The organism is Massilia endophytica (assembly GCF_021165955.1).
In the GTDB taxonomy this organism is placed as follows: Bacteria; Pseudomonadota; Gammaproteobacteria; order Burkholderiales; family Burkholderiaceae_D; genus Rugamonas; species Rugamonas endophytica.
Genome location: NZ_CP088952.1, coordinates 1,969,978 through 1,985,867 on the forward strand (window position 1 = coordinate 1,969,978; position 15,890 = coordinate 1,985,867).

Here is a 15,890-nt window from a genome sequence, read left to right on the forward strand (position 1 = left end):
GCGGGCCCTATTCGAAATAGCTGTAGTAATCGGAGCCCGCGCTGGTGCCCGCGGACTTGTTGCAGATCAGGTTCACATGGCGGCAGGACTCGATCAGGCGCAGCGACTCCTTCACGGCCCCGTGCGTGGTACGGCCCGCTTCCACGACCATGACCACCTGGCCCATCTGCGTGGCCAGCACGCTCGCCTCGGTGGTGATCAGCAGGGGCGGGGAATCGAAGATCACGATACGGTCGGGATAGCGCTCGGCGATGTCGTCCAGCAGGCGGCACATGCTGCGGCTGGCCAGGAGCTCGGTGGCGTGGCGGTTGCTGCGGCCTGCGGGAAGGATGCTGAGCGCAGGCACATTGGTTTTCAGGATCACGTCCGAGAGGTCGAGGTCGTCGTCCAGCAGCACGTCCATGAGACCGGCACGCGGGGGCAGGCCCAGCACGTTGAGCACCGAGGGCCGGGCCACGTCGGCATCCACCAGCAGCACGGTGGTGTCGCGCTCCATGGCCATGCTCATGGCGAGGTTGATGGCGCAGTACGTCTTGCCTTCGCCGGGCAGGGCGCTGGTGACCACGATCAGGTTGCCGTGCCGCAGGGAGGGGCCGTCCTGGCCGCGCGCCGTGCGCAGGAGAGGGCGCTTGATGAGGCGGAAGTCCTCGGCCACCCCGGTGCGCCCGCCCATGTGGGTCACCATGCCCAGCTGCTGCAGCCGGGCCAGGTTGATCTCGCCGAACTGGGCATCGGGGCCCACCAGCACGGGTTCGCTGTGCGGGGGCAGGTCGTCGTAAGGCATCATAGTGGTCACCGCAACATGGTAAAGGCCATCACGCCGCCATAGGACATCAGCAGCCCCGCAACGCCCGCGCTGAAACCGACCTGCCCGCGCAGGCGCTTCACTTTCTCCGATGCCGTCCAGTTCATGGACACCCCGCCCAGCACGCGCAGCCCGGTCGCTTCACGCAGTTCGGCCGGGCTGCGGTAGGTGGGCCGGACCTGGCTGATGAGCAATGCCGTGGCGGCGCCCGCGCCCATGGCGACAGCCAGAACCAGGCTGAACAGCAGGGGCCGGTTGGGACCGATGGGGCGCAGTGGGACCGTAGGCGGATCGATGATCTTGAAACTCATCATTTCCGTGGTGGAAGAGAGGTCACCCGAGAGTTTGGCCGCCTCGCGCTTGCTGATCAGCTTTTCGTAGTTTTCCTTGTTGATCTCGTAGTCGCGGTTGAGTTGCGCCAGCTGGGATTCGATCTCCGGCACGGCCTGGCTCTGGGCCAGCAGGCGGGCGTGGCGGTCGCCCAGCTCGGCCACGCGGGCGCGGGCGGCGGCCACCTTGGCGTCCGCCTCGGCCAGCGCCACCTTGAGCTGCTGCAGCATGGGGCTGTAATTCCTGCCCGGGTCGGGGTTGGCGGCCCTGGTCTTGGCCTCCTGCACCTTGCGCTCCTCCAGGATGGCGATCAGGCGCCGGGTAGAGATGATGTCGGGGTGCTGCTCGGTGTACTGCAGCAGCAGGGCGTCCAGGTTCTTGTTCAGGGCCGAGATGCGGCCGTCGAGCTCGGGGTTGTCGATGGCGGCCGGGCCCGCCTCCCCGCCCAGGATCGGCTCGTCGCCGCTGATCTGGGCGTTGATGGCCGCGCGCGCCTGCTCCAGTTCGCGCAGCTCCAGCCGGGCGTTGTTCAGGGCGTCGCTCGAAATGAGCACCTGGGAGCCGTAGTCGATGCCCTGGCGCGGGAGCAGGAAATTGTTCTTGAGCTTGAACTCCTTCACCGTGTTCTCGGCCTGCAGCAGCTTTTCCTCGTAGGTCTTGATCTGCTCGTCGATGAACTGCACGGCCTTCTCGGAATCGCCGCGCTTGCCCTTGAAGCTGCCCTCCACGAAGATGGTGAGCAGGGCCTGCACCACGTCGCGCACCATGGTGGGGTTGTTGTGGCTGTAGCTGATGGTGTAGATGTCGTAATTGGCCGTGCCGCCGATGCGGATCTTCTGCATCAGCTCGTCGACCGCCTGCTCGTGCTCGCGCGGCGTCGTGGCGGCCACGTCCATGTCCACCATGCGCATTACGCGCTCCAGGTTCGGGCGGCTCAGCAGGGTGCGGCTCATGATGGCCACCTGCTGCTCGATATTGGGCACGGAGGTCATGCCCGACAGCAGAGGCTTGAGGATGCTCTGCGTGTCCACAAAGACGCGGGCGGTGGTCTGGTAGTCGTCCGGCAGCAGCAGCACCTTGATCCAGCCCAGGGTGGCCACCAGCCACATCACCACCACCGCATACCAACGGTACTGCCAGATGCCTTTCAGGCTGGAGAGTACCTGCTTGACGATGTCTTCCATTTCCGGCCTCTCTGCTTCCGTGTGGTGCATCTGAGCCGATTATATGGATCGGCTCGTTTGGTTCCACGCTAACCCGCAAGGGCCTTGTGGCAGATCAAAGAGCGGCGGCTCGCCAGCCGCATGCCCAGCAAACCTGCCGCCACAATCGCCAGGGTGCCCGGTTCAGGCACTTCCTGTTGCCGGGCATTGGCCAGGGTGTTGTGCTGGATGGTGATCTGGTAAGTGGTGCCGGCAGTCAGCAACGGCGTCACCTGCGAGAAGGAGAAGGTGGTCAGGGCCGCGTTGTACGAGGTGGTGCCGGGCGCAGCGTCGGTACGGCTGACCACGCTCAAGCCGTTCAGTTCGGCCGGGGCGAAGCTGAAGACGGACAGTCCGGTGCTCAGGTTCACAATGTTGATGCTCCAGGACAGGCGGGCATTGGCGTTCGAGCTCTGGCCCGCGCCAGCCGACACCCAGGCCTGGGTATAGGGCGTGGCGTTGAAGGCGACCGTCATGGTGTCCGACGCGCCCAGCGCAAAACGGAAGGTGGTCGACGTGCCCACGTCCGAGTTGCCGGACGCGTCCTGCATGTTCATCTGGGTCGCCGCGTCCGCCCGGGTCTGGGCGTGGGCCCCGGCGGGGGCGCCGTTGATGGAGATCGACGAGCCTTGCAGGCGCTGGTCGGCATAGCCGAAGTTGCCCGGAGCCGGAGGCGGGCTCGCAAAGGGCGTGAAGTTGTTGCTGGGCAGCGGGAAGCAGGGGGTGCCCACACACTGGCGGGCGACGTCCGGTGCTCCGGCCAGAATACCCAGCGAGGAGGAGCCGTTCGAGAACACGCCGTTCAGGGCGGCGGTGGCATGGGCGTCGTTCGTGCCCTGCAGGGCCGCGAAGTTGCTGGTGCTGAAGGCCGTGCCGTTCGAATGCAGGAGGCGGAAGTTGTTGATGTCCAGAATGGCGGAGGCAAAGGTGTCGGCCCGGGCGCTGCCCACGACGGCCAGCCCCAGGGCGGCGGCCGCCGCGACCATCAGGCATTTTTTGATCGGGTGCATGGCGTACTCCCCAAAGAGTTGTCGGACACCGGTCAGTGCCGATGCTTCGTATGAAGCAGCAAACATGCCAGAGAAAAATCATCAAATAATCAAAGACTTGCGCAGGTCATGCCAGCCCCGCCTGAACGGATGGAAAGAATGCCGACAGTTACGGCCGCGCGGGCGGAGAAAAAAACGGCGTACCGTCGAGCGAGTGACGGCACGCCGCAAAGTGACGACGGGAGAGGACCGGTTCAGGTTTTACGGCGGCGGCTGACCAGCGACATGCTCAGCAGGCCGGCTGCCACGATGGCCAGGGTGCCCGGTTCAGGCACTTCCTGCTGCAGGGCATTGGCCAGCGTGTTGTGCTGGATCGTGATCTGGTAGGTGGTGCCGGCCGACAGCAGCGGCGTCACTTCCGAGAAGGAGAACATGGTCAGGGCGGCGTTGTACTCGGTGGTGCCGGGCGCAGCGTCAGTACGGCTGACCACGCTCAAGCCATTCAGCTCGTCCGGTGCAAAGCTGAAGACGGACAGGCCGGTGCTCAGGTCCACGATGTTGATGCTCCAGGACAGGCGGGCATTCGCGTTCGAGGTCTGGCCGGCGCCGGCCGACACCCAGGCCTGGGTAAAGGGCGTGGCATCGAAGGCGATCGTCATGGTGTCCGAGGCACCCAGCGCGAACTGGAAAGTGGTCGAGGTGCCCACGTCCGAGTTGCCCGAGGCATCCTGCATGTTCATCAGCGTCGCGGCATCGGCGCGGGTTTGGGCGTGGGCGCCAACTGGGCCGCCGCCGATCGAGATCGAGGAGCCGGTCAGGCGCTGGTCGGCATAGCCGAAGTTGCCCGGGGACGGGGGCGGGCTGGCGAAGGGGGTGAAGTTATTCTCGGCCAGCGGGAAGCAGGCGCCGACGCATTGGTGGGCCACATCGGGGGTGGTGCCGCTCAGGATGCCCAGCGACGAGGCGCCGTTCGAGAACACGCCGTTCAACCCGGCCGTGGCATGGGCATCGTTGGTGCCTTGCAGGGTGGAAAAGTCCGCAGTGCTGAAGGCAACGCCGCTGGAATGCAGGAGGCGGAAGTTGTTGATGTCCAGAATGGCGGAGGCGAAAGTGTCAGCCCGGGCGCTGCCCATGGCCGCCAGCCCCATGGCGGCGGCAGCCGCCGTGACCATCAGGCTTTTCTTGATGAGGTTCATGGCTTACTCCCAAAAGAGGATTTTCGGTCACCGGTTTGGCGCCGATGGCCTCTTTTGAGCAGCAAATGTGCCATCAAAAAAAACTGCTTTGAAATCAATGCCTTGCCAAAACGCGGCCGGGCCCGGCCTGAGAAATGACAAAAACTCCGACATTTGCGGAACTTCACTCAGCCATAGGGGTCGAATCTGCATACACCAACCACAGCAAGGAGAAAACGTGCAGCCATTCGACGACGCCATCATTTCCTTTGAAGCAGCCGGAGCTCTGCGGGACCTGGTTATTCGTGAAGCACCTGAAACCGACTCCCATACCCACCCGATCGATACGCAGGTCTTCCATATACGGATGGCCAGCAACGAAGGCAGGCGCGAAGCCGCCAGCCTGCTCCTGAGGAAAATGTACGGATGGCGTGGCTACGATGTCGAAGCCGATACGAGCCACGTCATGAACCGCATTACGCTGTATGCGGAAACCGCCGGAGTCACCGTCGGGACCATGTCGCTCTGCCTGGACGACCCGCAGCTGGGCCTGCCGGCGGACGAGAACTACCGGGACAAGCTGGACGAACTGCGGGCCCAGGGCCGCCGCCTGTGCGAACCGTCCCGGCTGGCGATCGACAAGGACGTCACCAAGCGCGTGTTCGCTGCCCTCATCCACATTTCCTACATCTACGCCCACAACATCCACGGCTATACCGACTACGTCATCGAGGTCAATCCGCGCCACGTCGCCTTCTACAAGCGCATGCTGGGCTTCCAGGACTTCGGCGGCCAGCGCCAGTGCACCCGGGTCGGCGCCCCGGCCGTGCTGCTGCGCCTGGACCTGAACCATATGGGCGAGCAGATCCGCAAATACGGAGGCCAGATGGAGAGCCAGGGCAACGAACGTTCCTTCTATCCCTATTTCTTTCCCTTGAGGGACGAGCCCGGCATCACCACCCGCCTGATCCAGGGAAGGGACTGAGATGGCGGCCGCCGAAGCCCTGCGGGCCTGGCGCAGCCTGCTGGGCGACGAACGCGTGCTGGACGACGCTGCCACCCTGCACCGCTACGCCGCCAGCACCTCCTCGTGCAGCACGCGGCCCCTGGCCGTGCTGCGGCCGCGCAGCACGCCGGAAGTGCAGGAACTGGTGCGCATCGCCGCCGCCCACGGCACGCCCCTGTACCCCATCAGCACGGGGCGTAACTGGGGCTACGGCGACGCCTGCGCGCCGAGCGACGGCCAGGTTATCGTGGACCTGGGCGGCATGAACCGCATCCTGGAGGCAAGCGCCGAGCTGGCCTACGTCGTCATCGAACCCGGCGTAACCCAGGGCCAGCTTTCCGCCTACCTGCGCGAGCACGGCCTGCCCATGTGGATGGACAGCACCGGGGCCGGGCCGGACACCAGCCTGATGGGCAATATCCTGGAACGGGGCTTCGGCCACTCGCCCTACGGCAACCGCTTCGCCAACGTGGCGGGCATGCGCATCGTACTGGCCAGCGGCGAAGTGCTGGATACGGGCTTCGGCCATTTCCCCGGCGCCGTCAACCAGCGCGTTTTTCCCTATGGCATCGGGCCTTACCTTGATGGCCTCTTCACGCAATCGAGCTTCGGCATCGTGACCTCGCTCGGCCTGTGGCTGATGCCGAAAACCGAAGCGCTCAACCATTTCCTCTGCGGCGTAGCGGAACACGAGGACATTGCGCCCGTCGTCGACGCCCTGCGTCCCCTGCGCATGGATGGCACCTTGCGCAGCATCCTCCATATCGGCAACGACATGCGCGTGATCTCGGGCGGCGCCGTGTACCCGCGCGACAAGGCAGGCGGCGCGCTGCCCCTGCCGCAGGCCTTGCGGCGCGAGATGCGGGCGGCCGCGGGCATCGGCGCCTGGACCGTGTCCGGCGCGCTGTACGGCAGCAAGGCCCAGGTGGCGGCCGCCCGCGCGGCCCTGCGCAAGGCCTTGCGGCCCACCCGCGCCAGCCTGCGCTTCCTCGACGAAGGCAAGCTCGACCTGGCCGGCCGCGTCGGCAAGTTGCTCGGGAACACTACAGCCGGGCGCAAGCTGCGCGCCAATGTGCAGCTGGGACGTTCCCTGTTCGAGATGAACCGGGGCGTACCCAACGGCCGCTTCCTCGCAGGCGCCTACTGGCGCCGCCGCGCAGGCCTGCCGCCGGACTTTCCCGAGCATGCCAATCCGGCCCAGGACAACTGCGGCATGCTCTGGGTCTCGCCCATCCTTCCCATGCGGGGCGACGACCTGCTGCGCCTGCACCGGCTGGCCGAGCCCATCTTCCACAAGCACGGTTTCGATCTCTTCGTGACCTTCAGCATGATCAATGAACGCGCCTTGGGCGGCGTGCTCACCGTGGCCTACGATAAGGAGGATGCGGAGGAGGTGGAGCGCGCCCGCGCCTGTTACAGCGAACTCTTCGAAGCCATCATGCAGGCGGGCTACATTCCCTACCGCGTGGGCCTGCAGTCGATGGCCAGGCTGGACAGGGGAGGGGACAGCTACTGGCAAACGGTCGCCCGGCTCAAGGCGGCACTGGACCCGCAGGGCCTCATCGCCCCCGGCCGCTACGACGGCCGGGGAATCAAGGCTTAGAGCCTGGCCATCAGGGCCCGCACTTCGTCCTGCCGCTTGTAGCCGGGCAGGGCGAGCAGCTGCTGGCACTGTTCGCGCGCCGCCTTGCGGTCGCCCGTCTTCGCCAGCGCCTGGGCCAGGCGCAGGCGAATGTCGCCCGCGGCCGGCGCCCGCAGGAGGGCCTTCTTCAACAGGGGGACGGCGCCGGCGGCGTCGCCGCGCTCCAGCAGCACGGCCGCCAGCGTGTCGGCCACGGCGGGGTTGGCGGGAGCCAGCTTGTGGGCGCGCTGCGCGTGGTCCAGGGCGCGCTCGTCCTTGAGCTGGGCATAGCACCAGGCCAGGTCGTTGAGCGCAATGACGTTCCCGGGGTCGCGCTTCACGATCTCGGCGTACTGCTCGCTGGCCTCCTTCACGGCGCCGGCCGTCAGCAGGGCGCTGGCGTAGTAAGTGCGCGTCGGCAGGTCGGCGGGATGCTCCGCCAGCCAATGCTGCAGGCCCTTGGACGCTTCGGACGTGTTGCCGGAAGCCTGCTGCGCCTGGTGCAAGGCGATCGCCATGGGGCCGCTGGGCGCCAGCGAGAGCCCCTGCTTGTAGCGGGCGGCAGCTTCGGCCGGCTTCTGCTGCGCCATCAGGACATCGCCCTCCAGCTTGGCGCCCAGGGCGGCGCCGCCCGGCCGCTTCTGCACAGCCAGCGCCAGGGCAGCCGCTTCGTTCAGCGCGCCCTGGTCGATCAGCACCTTGCTCAGGAGGATGGTCGCGTCGTCGTTCCCGGGTTCGGCCCGCAGGGCCTTGCGCAGGTCTTCGATGGCCTCGGGCTGGCGGCTCTGGATCAGGTGCAGGGACGCCATCCGCAGTCCGGGCAGGGCGGAAGCAGGCTGCATGGCAGCCAGCTTGCCGTAGCTTTCGAGGGCTGCTTCGGTCTTGCCGTTGTCGGACTCCGCCTGCGCCAGCAGGGCCAGGGCTTCGGCGTTGCCGGGATTGGTGGCGTGCAGCTTTTGCGCCAGCACCAGCGCCTTCTGCTTCTCGCCCGTGCGCAGGTAGTAGTTGCCGAGCAGGACGGCGGCAGGCACGTTCTCGGGCTGGGCCTTCGTGGCGCGCTCCAGCCACTGCGCGGCGGCAGGGCCCTTGCCTTCGGCTGTGGCAATGCGCGCCAGGGCGGTCATGATCTGGACATTGCCCTTGTCGCGCGCCAGGGCCGCTTCGTAGCGCTGGCGGGCCGCCTCCGGCTCCTTCTCCAGCATGTCGAGCTGCGCCAGGTTGTCGAGGGCGGGAAGGTGCAGCGGATCGAGCTCCAGTGCCCGCGTAAAGCCTGCGCGGGCGGCCACGACGTCGCCGCTGGCCAGCAGGACGCCGCCCCGCAGGTTCTGCAGCAAGGGGTTGTCGCCGTGGGCGATCATGGCGTCCACCGATTCGAGCGCCTTCTTGAATTCCTTGTTGCGCATCTGGGTCAGCACCAGCAGCACGCCCGCGCGCGAGGCGCTGCCGTTGACGCCGATCGCATGCTCCAGTTCGGCGATCGCCCGCGGCGTTTCACCCAGCCCCAGGCGGCTGATGCCGTGCGCCAGGCGCAGGTCCTGCGCCTCGGGCTTGAGGGAGCTGGCTTGCTGGAAGTAGTCGGCCGCCTGCTTGAACTCGCGCTTGCGCATGGCGATCTCGCCCGCCACCGCCAGCAGCTCCACGTCCTCCGGAGCCGTCTTGAGCAGGGCTTGCACCTGGTGGTCGGCCTCCTGCAGGCGGTTCGAGCGCAGCAGCGCCGAAGCGAGCAGCTTGCCCGCATAGAGATGGCCGGGATTACCCTCGATGAACTTGCGCAGGTGGGTTTCCGCCGTGGTGAGCGAGCCGAGGGCCAGATCGACGGCGCCTGCCAGCAGCACGCTGGGCAGGTGTTCGGGCGCGGCTTTCAGCACCAGGGCCAATTGCTCCTGCGCCTGCTTCAGCCGCCCCTGGCGGAAGTCCAGCAGGGCCTGGGCGTAGTAGACCAGGAGGGAGCTGCCCTGGATCGAACGCGCCAGGCCGATGCGTTCCTTCGCCTCGTCGAATTTTCCCGCCTGCGTCAGCAGGTTGGCGATGTCGATATGGGCCTGCACATTGTTCGGGTTCTGCTGCAGGATGCTTTCGTAGCTGGCGCGCGCGGCATCCATCTGTCCCTGCGCGCGCAGCAGGTCGCCCTTCAGGCGCAGGGAATCGGCGTCCTTCGGGTTGCGCGCAATGGCTTCTTCCACGCGCTGGAGGGCGGCGTCCGGCTGCTCCTGCACCATGGCCACGCGCGCCATGCCCAGCCGGGCTTCGGCGTTGCCAGCGTCCAGGCGCAGGGCTTCGCCGAACAGGCGGGCCGCCTCGTCGAAGCGCTTCAAGCCCATCAGGGCATTCGCGCGCAGGGCCAGCGAGGCGGCGCTGCGCTGTTCCACCGCCACTTCATCGAGCACGCGCTGGAACTGGCCCTGCATCAGCAGCGCCTTGCCCAGCGCGCCCATCAGCTCCTCGCGCGGCACGCCGAGTTCGCGTGCACGGCGCAGTTCCTTTTCGGCGGACAGCGCATCGCCCGCATCCAGATAGACCTCGCCCAGCATGCGCCGCGTTGCCGCATCCTTGGGACGCTGCTGCAGAACGTTCTTGAGCTGGATGATGGCGGCGCGGTGGTCGCCCTGGGCGCGGTAGCGGCGCGCATCGGCCAGCAGGTCGTCGGCAGGGGCTTCGCGATGGCAGGCGGCGAGCAGCAGCAGGAGGGGCAGGGTGCCAAGGACGGTGCGGTAGGACATGGCGGTCTCCAAAGCGGGCGGAACTGCCAGCGTAGGAAAATTGCCGGGGAGGCCTGTTGATCGGCCTCAAGAGGCGGAAGACTAGCGCCACTCCGCCCGCTCATCGGCCGCATCGGGCAGATAAGTGAGGTACTGCACCATGCGCGGGGCGCGGCCATGGTTGGGGGTGCCGCAATGGGGCAGCTCGGAACGCCAGATCAGGAAGTCGCCCGCTTCGCCTGCAACGGCTTGCGCCTCCAGAAGGCGGGGCGCGAGCTCGCGCGGGTCGGCGTCCGGCGGGAGGGAGGCAAGCCAGGCGCCGATGCGGTGGTGGAAACCGGGCACGCAATGGAAGGCCCCTTCATGCGCAGCGCAGTCGGTCAGGTACAGCATGCCTTGCAGGCGGAAGGGGATGGGCAGGGCCAGGCTCGTGTCCCAATGCAGGGGGCTGCCCATGAAGTGGAAGTCATCCTTCTCGGGAGGCGTGAAACCCGTCTTGTCCACGGTCCCGTGGATGGCGCTGCTGCCATACAGTTGGCGGCAAGCCTGGTAGATGTACTCCGAGCCGCGCACCGCTTCGAGGGCGGGATGGTCGAAGAGATTCAGCATTGCTCCGCGCCTGCATTCGTGCGGCCTGTACCAGGAGGCGGAATCGTCCGCACTCGCCCCGAGAAGCGTCCACATGGCGTCCCGCACGTCGGCACACAGCTGGGCGGGCACAGCCCGCTTCAGCAGGAGATAGCCATTGGCGTCCCAGAAGGCCAGTTCGTCCGCGGACAGCACGTCGGCGGGCGCGAAACGGGACCGGCGGCTGTCCCTGCGGTGCTCCTGCAGCCATTGCCGGTAAGCGTCCAGGTCCGGTTTCCGGCCGTAGAGGAATTGCAGCGCGGATTCCGTCGCGATGCCCATGCCGTTCAGCGCCCCGGTCTCCTCGTTCCAGTTCGCGAGCGCCGCATCGAAGCCGGGGTCCAGCACCCTGGCCCAGAAGCGTTCCAGTACCGGCCATTGCTCCACTCTCAGCGCTCCCAGGGCGGTACGCCGCTGAACGCTTCGGCCAGAAAGTCGATCATCACTCGCACCTTCGCGTTCAGGTGGCGGCGGCTTGGATATACGGCCTGCACGTCGATGGACGGCGTCTGCCAGCCGGGCAGCACCTGCACCAGGCGGCCCGCTGCGAGGTCCTGGCCCACGAGGAAAGTGGGCTGGCAGATGATGCCCATGCCGCCCAGCGCCGCCGCGCGCGCCGTGTCGCCGTTATTGGTCTGCATGGCGGAGGGCACCTTGACCAGCAAAGGCTTGCCCGCACGGCCGATAAAGGGCCATTCGTCGGAAGTGCTGTTGTTGGCATATACGATGCAGCGGTGCTGCTGCAGCTCGCCCGGTTCCAGCGGCATGCCATGGCGCGCCACGTAGTCCGGCGAGGCGCACACCACGTTGCGCGAAGTGGCCAGTGTGCGCGCCACATTGCCCGGAGGGCTGCTGCGGGCGATACGGACCGCCATGTCGAAGCCTTCCTCCACGATGTCCACCACACGGTCGACGAGGGAAACTTCCAGCTTCACATCGGGATAGCGGGCGGCGAACTGCGGCCACAGCGGCGCCAGATGCAGGATGCCGAAACTGAGCGGAGCGTTGATGCGCAGCAGGCCGCGCGGCTGCACGGCAGCGGAGGACACGAGGGCCTCGGTCTCCTGCACTTCCTCGAGGATGCTGCGGGCGCGCTCGAACAGCGCTTCGCCGCTGGGTGTGAGCGACATCTTGCGCGAACTGCGGTTCAGGAGGCGGGTATTGAGATGGGCTTCCAGGTCGCCGATGTAGCGGGTGACGTTGGCGGGAGAGGTGCCGAGCGCTTCGGCGGCGCGCGCAAAACCATCCTTGCGCACCACCTCCACAAAGACCTCCAGGGCACGCAGGCGGTCCATGCGGCGGAAGCGGGAGGGCTTACTTGAGGCGTTCGGCTGCGCGGTTCTCGCGCAGCGAGGCAAGCATCAGCTCGGCCTTGGCCTGCCGGTGCTGGGCTCCCTGTACGCCCTGCGAAGCGCGATGCATTTCGGCCAGCCGGAAAGCGGATTCGGAATCGCCGCCCTTGGCGGCTTCCTCGAAGAGGCGCAAGGCTTCGTCGGGGCGGGTATTCTTGCTCTGGTAGAGCATGCCCAGTTCACGCTTGGCAACCACGGAGCCCTGGTCGGCCCATTCGCGGAGGCGGCGTTCGGCGGCGACACCGCCGTTTTCATTGAGTTTCTGGGCCACTGCTTCGATCACCGGCGCCGGGGGCACGGCATCTTCCTTGGCTTGGCAGGCTATCAAGGCGCCCACCATCACGAGTACCGACGCAAGCAAAACGCCGGACTTGTTAAATAATTCCATATTGTTCTTCTTTACCTTAGTTAAACCTGCAAAATGCGGTTCACGCGGCGAAAGCTTGGCAAACAGCTAACGCTCACCCTGGATAGGCACGGTACATTTACTTATTCTATGCAATCCACGCAAAACATGCCGCACGATTTCGCTGCGCTGCACGATAAATTGCCAGACCTTGGAATCTTAACATGTTGATTTTGCGCTAAACAGGCAAATTTAACACGAGTGGGGTAACAATTGTAACCATTCGTTAGGACTAACGCCGGGTATTTCGGCCCGCATGCTGGTCGAGCCAGGCGCCCGCCTGTTCCAGCACATGCTCCAGCTCCAGCTCCACTTTCGAGAACAGAAGGGGAATTTCCACCACCTGGCCGGAGGTCAAGGCGAGCTCCAGGGCCAGGCAGGCGGCGGCCAGGCGCTGGGCGCCAAAAGGACTCATGCTCTGGCGCAATTGCGCCACCAGCCGGCGCGCCTCCATGAAACGCGCCTCCCGCACGGCCTCGCCGGCCGCGTTCAGGGGCGAGACGCCGGGACTTATGCCGTCCCGCACCATTTTTACCGTCTTCGCCAGCGCCCGTTCATCGTTGCCGAGATCCTCGAGCAGCGCGTCCACGCTGAATATCGCCTCGTTCGGGGCGTGGGCATAGGCCGTCATGGCAGTCTCCTAGGAATTGAAGGCCCAATGGCGGCCCTGCGGCGAATCCACCGCGTGCAGGCCGAAGCGCTGGGCGGCGCGGGTGTGCTGGTTGATGAGGTAGAACATGTCGGACAGGGCGCTGCTGCCCTCCGCGAAGTAGGCGTGGCCGATGAAGCTGGTGTCCACCGTGCTGGCGTCGATGGTCTCGACGCCTTCCACGACCACCAGGCCATCGCCGCTGTCGCCCGCGCGCGGATAGCCGTGCATGCGCTGGGACATTTCCAATGCTTCGTCCCCCGAGGACGCGTACAAGGTGACGGGATTTCCGGCGCGGGCCATGGCGGGGGCGATATCGCGCCTGAACAGGTCGGCGTCGATATCGGGCGCCGTGAGGATGATCTCGCGCAGGCGCGCCGCCAGTTCGGGGCGGGTGGACATGACAGTCAGCGCCGCACGGCTCAGGGCGCGGTTGCCCATGCTGTGGCCCAGGAGGTAGACGTCCTCCGCCTCCGTTTTTTCCAGCACCTCGATCAGGAAGGCGGCCAGCCGTGCCTGGCTCCATTCGATATTGTTCTCGTCCACCATATAGCCGGACAGCTTGCCTTGCGAAGGCCAGCTGTAGAACAGGGGCGCGCCCTGGAAGCCGAGGTCGTAGGCCAGCTGGCCGGTGCGGCGGGCCGCATCCTCGAAGGTGGTGCGGTAGCCGTGCACAAAGACCAGGGCGCTGCGCGTCGCCGAACGCGAGATGGTCTCGGCCAGGTTGGCGAAATACGTGTCGTGAGGCTGCAGATCGGTCTGCTGCAGCACCACGTGGCGGTCGGGGTTTTCGCGGAATTCCAGGCGCAGCAGGGAGGGCGATTCCAGCTGGCCCATGCGGTGGTCGCGCGGGATGCTGACCTGGCAGGAGCCGTAGCTCAGTTCACCGCGCGCGCTGCCGAACTGGCGCGCGGGATGGCGGTCGCCGGTGGCGGCGCGGTCGGTGGCGAAGAACACGGTCATTACAGCGTGATCGGGGCCCGGCACAAGGGCCGCCTGCGCCTGCTGGGCGGCAATACGGCCCGGGCGGCGCTTCTCCACTTCATCGAGGAGGTTGCGGGCTGCGGCGCGCAGATAGCGGTCGCCCGCCAGTCCGGCCAGGGCCAGCGCGTCGGACAAGGCGAAGCGGCGCGAAACCGAGCCGGGGTCCTGCTCCAGGTCGGCCAGCGCCTCCTCCAGCGCGGGGGCGCGCGCGATCAGGCGCGCCTTCAGCATCTCGTAGGCGGCGCTGCCGGCTCCTTCCGAGATGGCAGCGGTCAATGCAGAGGTAATGACATCCATGGAAGACTCACTCCGGGCTGCGGTTAGGCATATCTGACCACAGGCACCGTTGCAAGTCCAGTCATCCGCAAGCGTGCTGGTGCTTGCCACCGATCGATTATGATGGGGGCAAATGCGAGCAGAGGGAGGAATGGTGATCAAGGCTGTTGTGACAGGGCATAGCCGTGGCCTGGGGGAGGCTGTCGCCGCCGAGCTGCTGGCGCGGGGCGCATCCGTGCTGGGGGTCGCGCGCGCGGGAAACGAAGCGCTCGCGGCCCGCTATCCTTTGCTGCAGCAGGTGGCGCTCGATCTGGCCGATACCGCCTCCCTGGCGGCATGGCTGAAGGGCGGCGCCATGGCCGCCTTTCTTGCCGGTGCGCAGACCGCGCTGCTGGTGAATAACGCCGGCATAGTCCAGCCCGTCGCCCCTGCGGGCAGGCAGGATCCGCAGGAGCTCGCCCGTGCCATGGCGCTGAATGTGGCGGCGCCGGTACTGCTGTCGAACGCTTTCCTCCAGAGCGCAGTGCGGATGGACCGCCGCATCGTGCACATCTCCAGCGGCGCGGGACGCCAGCCATATGCGGGGTGGAGCGCCTATTGCACCAGCAAGGCCGCGCTGGACATGCACGCACGCGCCGTCCGGGCGGACAATGTCGCCGGCCTGCGCATCGCCAGTGTCGCCCCCGGCGTGATCGACACCGATATGCAGGCCGCGCTGCGCGCAGCCAGCACCGAAGATTTCCCGCAGCGCCCGCGTTTCGATGCCCTCAAGCGCGAGGGCGGCCTGGCCAGTCCGGCCGACACGGCCCGGCGCCTGGCTGACTACGTCCTTTCCCCCAGTTTCGGCAGCGAAGCGCTGGCCGATCTGCGCTCTCTTACCGCCTGAGTCCGGCGCGTCAAGCCGCGGATTTTGCGGTCCATTTCACGTTGCGGCGAGCCTGTATATATAAACAGTGTCGCCAACCCGGCCACAATTCAGCTCAGCCGGTGTTGTGGAATTGATATTTGAGACAGTTGAGCAACATCAAAGACCGTATCGTTTGTACCGCACACCCGTGCTTCCGATCAAAGAAAACCTTTATTTAGGGGGACGTACAATGAAGATCAAAGTCGCAATTGCTTCGCTGCTGGCTGCTCTGAGCCTGTCGACCAGCGCCATGGCCGATACGGTCAATGCCGGCGTCCTGCCGGTCGCTCCTGCCAATCCATTCAGCCATGTGTTCAGCCATGGCCCGGGCGCCTTCTTCGATACCGTCAACTTCGACGTCATCGCCCCCCAGGTGGGCTCCTCGGCCAATCCCCTCGTGCTGACGCTGGGCGGCATCGATGTGTACAACATCACCGGCCTGTCCTATCAGCTGTGGGACAACTACCACCCGGCTGGCCTGATCAGCTACGGTGTCTTCAATGGTGACAACACCACCAACATCACGCTGCTGGCGCCAGGCAGCTACCACATCGACATCACCGGCACTGCCGACGGCGTGGCTGGCGGGGTCTATGGTGTGGCCCTGATCAGCGCCGTGCCGGAAGCCGAAACCTATGCCATGCTGATTGCCGGCCTGGGCTGCCTGGTCTTCGTCAAGCGCCGTCAGCGCAACAAAATCGAAGTCGACTCTTCCACCTTCGCATAGAGCCGCTTCTCCCTTGTCCGCAGGTTGACGGGGGCCCAGGCTTTTGACCCCATGAGGGCCTGAGTGCCCGTCCTTCAAAATGCTGCCCGGCGCCGGACGGGCAGCATTTTTCTTTTGTCGCTAACGCACCACGAC

14 protein-coding genes are annotated in these 15,890 nt (G+C 66.2%); 4 read left to right on the plus strand and 10 right to left on the minus strand.

The genetic code is table 11. The annotated features are described in order from the left end of the window. Positions 1-7 precede the first annotated feature (7 nt). From LSQ66_RS08870 to LSQ66_RS08885, 4 genes are all read right to left on the minus strand, one after another. A complete protein-coding gene (locus tag LSQ66_RS08870) occupies positions 8-787 on the minus strand; it encodes an XrtA-associated tyrosine autokinase (RefSeq protein ID WP_231769412.1) in 780 nt (259 codons plus the stop codon). 5 nt (positions 788-792) lie between these two features. Next, positions 793-2,319: an XrtA system polysaccharide chain length determinant gene (locus LSQ66_RS08875; RefSeq protein WP_231769413.1), complete on the minus strand. Its 1,527-nt coding sequence runs from the start codon at positions 2,317-2,319 to the stop codon at positions 793-795. A 68-nt stretch (positions 2,320-2,387) separates the two neighbouring features. Continuing rightward, entirely contained in the window at positions 2,388-3,347 is a 960-nt protein-coding gene (locus LSQ66_RS08880) for an EDSAP-1 family PEP-CTERM protein (protein WP_231769414.1), read from the minus strand. A gap of 233 nt (positions 3,348-3,580) precedes the next feature. Then, positions 3,581-4,522 carry an EDSAP-1 family PEP-CTERM protein gene (locus LSQ66_RS08885; RefSeq protein ID WP_231769415.1) on the minus strand — a complete coding sequence of 314 codons (942 nt, stop codon included), beginning with the start codon at positions 4,520-4,522 and terminating at the stop codon, positions 3,581-3,583. 217 nt (positions 4,523-4,739) lie between these two features. Between LSQ66_RS08885 and LSQ66_RS08890 the strand changes: the two genes are divergently transcribed. Together LSQ66_RS08890 and LSQ66_RS08895 are read left to right on the plus strand one after the other, a co-directional pair. Continuing rightward, entirely contained in the window at positions 4,740-5,486 is a 747-nt protein-coding gene (locus LSQ66_RS08890; protein WP_231769416.1) for an N-acyl amino acid synthase FeeM domain-containing protein, read from the plus strand. Position 5,487: 1 nt separating this feature from the next. After that, positions 5,488-7,110 carry an FAD-binding oxidoreductase gene (locus tag LSQ66_RS08895; protein ID WP_231769417.1) on the plus strand — a complete coding sequence of 541 codons (1,623 nt, stop codon included), beginning with the start codon at positions 5,488-5,490 and terminating at the stop codon, positions 7,108-7,110. Here the strand turns inward: LSQ66_RS08895 and prsT are convergent. The 6 genes from prsT to LSQ66_RS08925 all read right to left on the minus strand — a co-directional run bounded on the left by prsT (position 7,107) and on the right by LSQ66_RS08925 (position 14,142). Next, positions 7,107-9,848, minus strand: coding sequence for an XrtA/PEP-CTERM system TPR-repeat protein PrsT (gene prsT / locus LSQ66_RS08900; RefSeq protein WP_231769418.1), 2,742 nt, complete (start codon positions 9,846-9,848; stop codon positions 7,107-7,109). The genes LSQ66_RS08895 and prsT overlap by 4 nt on opposite strands. A gap of 81 nt (positions 9,849-9,929) precedes the next feature. Next, complete coding sequence (locus tag LSQ66_RS08905; protein ID WP_231769419.1) at positions 9,930-10,841, minus strand: phytanoyl-CoA dioxygenase family protein; 912 nt, start codon at positions 10,839-10,841, stop codon at positions 9,930-9,932. 2 nt (positions 10,842-10,843) lie between these two features. Beyond that, positions 10,844-11,749, minus strand: a complete 906-nt coding sequence (locus tag LSQ66_RS08910) for a LysR family transcriptional regulator (RefSeq protein ID WP_231769420.1) — start codon at positions 11,747-11,749, stop codon at positions 10,844-10,846. Between the two features lie 19 nt (positions 11,750-11,768). Continuing rightward, positions 11,769-12,194 (minus strand): SEL1-like repeat protein, encoded by a 426-nt coding sequence (locus tag LSQ66_RS08915; protein ID WP_231769421.1) that lies wholly within the window; start codon positions 12,192-12,194, stop codon positions 11,769-11,771. Positions 12,195-12,444: 250 nt separating this feature from the next. Further along, positions 12,445-12,843, minus strand: coding sequence for an Hpt domain-containing protein (locus LSQ66_RS08920; protein WP_231769422.1), 399 nt, complete (start codon positions 12,841-12,843; stop codon positions 12,445-12,447). 9 nt (positions 12,844-12,852) lie between these two features. Next, positions 12,853-14,142 carry an alpha/beta hydrolase gene (locus tag LSQ66_RS08925; RefSeq protein ID WP_231769423.1) on the minus strand — a complete coding sequence of 430 codons (1,290 nt, stop codon included), beginning with the start codon at positions 14,140-14,142 and terminating at the stop codon, positions 12,853-12,855. Between the two features lie 130 nt (positions 14,143-14,272). On the opposite strand from LSQ66_RS08925, the gene LSQ66_RS08930 reads away from it, so the two are divergent. Both LSQ66_RS08930 and LSQ66_RS08935 read left to right on the plus strand, forming a co-directional pair. Beyond that, a complete protein-coding gene (locus LSQ66_RS08930; RefSeq protein ID WP_231769424.1) occupies positions 14,273-15,007 on the plus strand; it encodes an SDR family oxidoreductase in 735 nt (244 codons plus the stop codon). Between the two features lie 211 nt (positions 15,008-15,218). Continuing rightward, positions 15,219-15,755, plus strand: coding sequence for an FxDxF family PEP-CTERM protein (locus tag LSQ66_RS08935; RefSeq protein ID WP_231769425.1), 537 nt, complete (start codon positions 15,219-15,221; stop codon positions 15,753-15,755). The last annotated feature ends 135 nt before the right edge of the window (positions 15,756-15,890 follow it).

Excerpts from the sequence above, each read along its gene's own strand:
- LSQ66_RS08935 (WP_231769425.1), top strand. The coding sequence starts at position 15,219 with ATGAAGATCAAAGTCGCAATTGCTTCGCTGCTGGCTGCTCTGAGCCTG.
- LSQ66_RS08870 (WP_231769412.1), bottom strand. The coding sequence starts at position 787 with ATGATGCCTTACGACGACCTGCCCCCGCACAGCGAACCCGTGCTGGTG.
- LSQ66_RS08915 (WP_231769421.1), bottom strand. The coding sequence starts at position 12,194 with ATGGAATTATTTAACAAGTCCGGCGTTTTGCTTGCGTCGGTACTCGTG.
- LSQ66_RS08895 (WP_231769417.1), top strand. The coding sequence starts at position 5,488 with ATGGCGGCCGCCGAAGCCCTGCGGGCCTGGCGCAGCCTGCTGGGCGAC.
- LSQ66_RS08920 (WP_231769422.1), bottom strand. The coding sequence starts at position 12,843 with ATGACGGCCTATGCCCACGCCCCGAACGAGGCGATATTCAGCGTGGAC.
- LSQ66_RS08875 (WP_231769413.1), bottom strand. The coding sequence starts at position 2,319 with ATGGAAGACATCGTCAAGCAGGTACTCTCCAGCCTGAAAGGCATCTGG.
- LSQ66_RS08885 (WP_231769415.1), bottom strand. The coding sequence starts at position 4,522 with ATGAACCTCATCAAGAAAAGCCTGATGGTCACGGCGGCTGCCGCCGCC.
- LSQ66_RS08910 (WP_231769420.1), bottom strand. The coding sequence starts at position 11,749 with ATGGACCGCCTGCGTGCCCTGGAGGTCTTTGTGGAGGTGGTGCGCAAG.
- prsT (WP_231769418.1), bottom strand. The coding sequence starts at position 9,848 with ATGTCCTACCGCACCGTCCTTGGCACCCTGCCCCTCCTGCTGCTGCTC.
- LSQ66_RS08930 (WP_231769424.1), top strand. The coding sequence starts at position 14,273 with ATGGTGATCAAGGCTGTTGTGACAGGGCATAGCCGTGGCCTGGGGGAG.
- LSQ66_RS08925 (WP_231769423.1), bottom strand. The coding sequence starts at position 14,142 with ATGGATGTCATTACCTCTGCATTGACCGCTGCCATCTCGGAAGGAGCC.
- LSQ66_RS08880 (WP_231769414.1), bottom strand. The coding sequence starts at position 3,347 with ATGCACCCGATCAAAAAATGCCTGATGGTCGCGGCGGCCGCCGCCCTG.